This is a genomic window from Bacteroides sp. UBA939 (assembly GCF_002293435.1).
Taxonomy (GTDB): Bacteria; Bacteroidota; Bacteroidia; order Bacteroidales; family Bacteroidaceae; genus Bacteroides.
Window position 1 is genome coordinate 1 of record NZ_DBDF01000028.1, and the last position, 2,896, is coordinate 2,896.

A 2,896-nucleotide genomic window follows, 5' to 3' on the forward strand; every position below is an offset into this window, starting at 1 on the left:
CCAACTACTACTAAGTAATTGATTAACTACTACCTGGTAAACCAATCTCTTGCACTGTCATCTTGCATTTTTAACCGCCTGAGAATGCGATATTTCCGCCCGAAGGTAAGGGCGGTTGAAAATACGCGAGTAAAAATCCGTATCTTGCTGATTGATAGAGTGATATCGAAATATATACAACTCTAAAAAATAAAGAAAGCCTCTTTTGAAAGGTTTTTTAACGGCATGTCTCTACTGAACTTATGCGGCTTTTGTACCGGATAGATATGGTTGCCGGACGGGATATATCCGGTTCGCGCACCATATATATCTGGTTCAAGCACCGGATATATCCGGTTCAAGCACGGGATATATCCGGTTCGCACACCGGATATACGCCGTCCGCGCACCATCTATTGATGCTGACTGCAGGAAGCAAACAAGTATTGCATAAATCTCGTATATCAGCCGTGATTCGCACAGGATATTCGTATATATATTCAGAATCTTGTAGCTGTAGTATCTATTTTTCTTTTCTTATCTCATACCTCCGCAACCGCCATCGTCAGTACACTGATGCGTATGCCTTCTATTTCACGAAACACATCGGCGCAGGCTGTAATCGTAGCCCCGGTAGTCAGCACATCGTCTATTATCAGCACATGCTTACCGGCAAGCCCATCCGGGCGAAGAAGTTTAAAGCCACCCTCTACATTCTCCCAACGTTCATAAACAGACTTGCGGGTCTGCGTCTCCGTAGGCTTCTCACGAATCACCAAAGAAGTATCTACATGTATCCCCGTTACCCGGGAAACGCCACGGGTAATCCATTCGCTCTGATTGTACCCGCGGATTCTTTGTTTACGGTAATGCAAAGGAACCGGAATCATCACGTCAATACCTTCAAAGAAGCCTGTCGGCAGCAGCTCCGCCGCCATAAAACGCCCCATAACCGTGCCAAGTTCTTTCCGCCCGCCATACTTCAGTTGGTGCAGAATCCGGCGAAAGTCACTTCCTTTGCGGTAAAAGAAGTATGAAGTGGCACGTTCCACAAAAACTTTCCCCCAAAACATACGTTCCACCGGATTGTCCTCTTTCCTGTGATAATCAGTACGCGGCATGTCTATATTGCAGCGAACGCAAATATCCTCTTCTCCCTCAGCAAGCAGTGTTCCGCAAACCACGCAACTGCGCGGGAAAAAGAGATGGAACAGATGTCCCAGACAACTTTTCACAACATTCTTCATCGGTAACTTTGTTCTATTAGACTTCTTGTAGATTTGTTTTTGTATATGTACGTGTGCTCATATCACATCCCCAGCGGAAGGGCTTCGCGGATAAGCGTCTGCAACTCCGGATGCAAATGTCCGTTTGTGGCGATAATATGATGGGTGTCTATGAAGTTATCATTCCCGTAGAAATCGGTCACGCGCCCGCCGGCTTCCAGCACCAGCAATGCGGCGGCGGCGTAGTCCCACTTACCGATAAAGGCTTCTTCCCAAGCGTCAAGACGTCCCGCAGCCACATAACAGATGCCCAGCGCCGCAGAGCCATTCATACGGATGCCGCCTACCTTGCCATATAAACTATGTAGCAGATGTTCGCCCGTGCGGGCATATTCATTGGAGTTATACGGCAGTTCAATCATCAGGAAAGCATTCTCCAACTGACGCACGTCGGATACCCGCATTCGCTCGCCATCCAGATACGCACCGCCATCTTTCCAACCATAGAAACACTCGTCGCGGCAAGGGTCGTAAACTACTCCAAGCAGCAGTTCCTCTTTTGTACGGAGGGCTATGGATACACAGTAAGGGGTATTGTCGTGGATGTAATTCGTTGTTCCGTCCAAAGGGTCTACTACCCAGCAATAAGGTTCGCCCCGGTAAACGGCTGAATCTTCTTCCGTAATGAAACCTGCTTCGGGCAACAGGGCAGAGAGTTCAGCGACAATCAGCTTCTCCGACTCCTTATCTACATAAGACACATAATCGTGCGCACGCTTCTCTTCCACGTTTTCACGGCGGAATGTTTTCCTTTCTTCCTTGAGGAAGCTACCCGCATTCATGGCAATGCGGCAAACGTTTGCCGCAAGTGATGCTAAATCCATGCTTTATTATTAACATTTTGTAGAGGCTGTGTAAAAGTTAAAGTCTACCATCTTTCATCCGCAGATGGCACGGATTACGCGGATTTGTTTAATACTTAATCTGTGTTATCTGCGTAATCTGCGGATGAAAAATATCTTTTTGGTAGTGTACTTTACTATTGGCACAACTTCTATATTACAATTCAATTATTTCTCTCGCAATCCAGGCACAGGCTTCCGCATCTGCCAATGCATGGTGATGCTGCTTCAGTTCATAGCCACAATAAGCGGCTACCGTATGCAACTGATAGTTCGGAAGTCCCTTAATCCGCCTGCGCGCCGTACTCAGGGTACAATGAAAATCATAGTCGGGATAGTCCATGCGGTAGGTTCTGAACACAGCTTTCAGGCAGCTTTCATCAAACCCTTTGTTATGGGCTACCAGCGGTAACCCTTCGATAAGAGGAGCAATTTCTTTCCAAACCGCCGGAAATACCGGGGCGCGGTCCGTATCTGCCAACGTCAGTCCATGTACCTGGGTATTCCAATATGTATAGTATTCCGGCTCTGGACGAATAAGGCTGTAGTAAGTATCTGTTATTTCTCCATCGCGCACAACCACCACTCCGACGCTGCACACACTGGTGCGCTGTTCGTTGGCTGTCTCAAAGTCTATAGCGGCAAAGTTTTCCATAATTCGGAGTTATTTCAATAAGTACTCATCTTTAATTATCTTATAGTATCTGTCAAAGTATAAACTAATTTAAGTTTCGCATGTTACTGGTAGTATCATGTTACTGGTAGTATCTCTATTCTCCTCCTCCTGGG

At 46.7% G+C, this 2,896-nt stretch carries 3 protein-coding genes; all 3 read right to left on the minus strand.

Annotated elements, in window-relative coordinates:
- Nucleotides 1–521: 521 nt before the first annotated feature.
- The 3 genes from B2Z67_RS01920 to B2Z67_RS01930 all read right to left on the minus strand — a co-directional run bounded on the left by B2Z67_RS01920 (nucleotide 522) and on the right by B2Z67_RS01930 (nucleotide 2,762).
- Nucleotides 522–1,226 carry a ComF family protein gene (locus B2Z67_RS01920; RefSeq protein WP_291528133.1) on the minus strand — a complete coding sequence of 235 codons (705 nt, stop codon included), beginning with the start codon at nucleotides 1,224–1,226 and terminating at the stop codon, nucleotides 522–524.
- A gap of 62 nt (nucleotides 1,227–1,288) precedes the next feature.
- Complete coding sequence (locus B2Z67_RS01925) at nucleotides 1,289–2,089, minus strand: inositol monophosphatase family protein (RefSeq protein ID WP_291528134.1); 801 nt, start codon at nucleotides 2,087–2,089, stop codon at nucleotides 1,289–1,291.
- A gap of 175 nt (nucleotides 2,090–2,264) precedes the next feature.
- Nucleotides 2,265–2,762, minus strand: a complete 498-nt coding sequence (locus tag B2Z67_RS01930; protein ID WP_291528135.1) for a 3'-5' exonuclease — start codon at nucleotides 2,760–2,762, stop codon at nucleotides 2,265–2,267.
- Nucleotides 2,763–2,896 lie beyond the last annotated feature (134 nt).

What these genes read in the sequence shown, in the direction of transcription:
- B2Z67_RS01920 (WP_291528133.1), bottom strand. Translation starts at nt 1,226, where the DNA reads ATGAAGAATGTTGTGAAAAGTTGTCTGGGACATCTGTTCCATCTCTTT.
- B2Z67_RS01930 (WP_291528135.1), bottom strand. Translation starts at nt 2,762, where the DNA reads ATGGAAAACTTTGCCGCTATAGACTTTGAGACAGCCAACGAACAGCGC.
- B2Z67_RS01925 (WP_291528134.1), bottom strand. Translation starts at nt 2,089, where the DNA reads ATGGATTTAGCATCACTTGCGGCAAACGTTTGCCGCATTGCCATGAAT.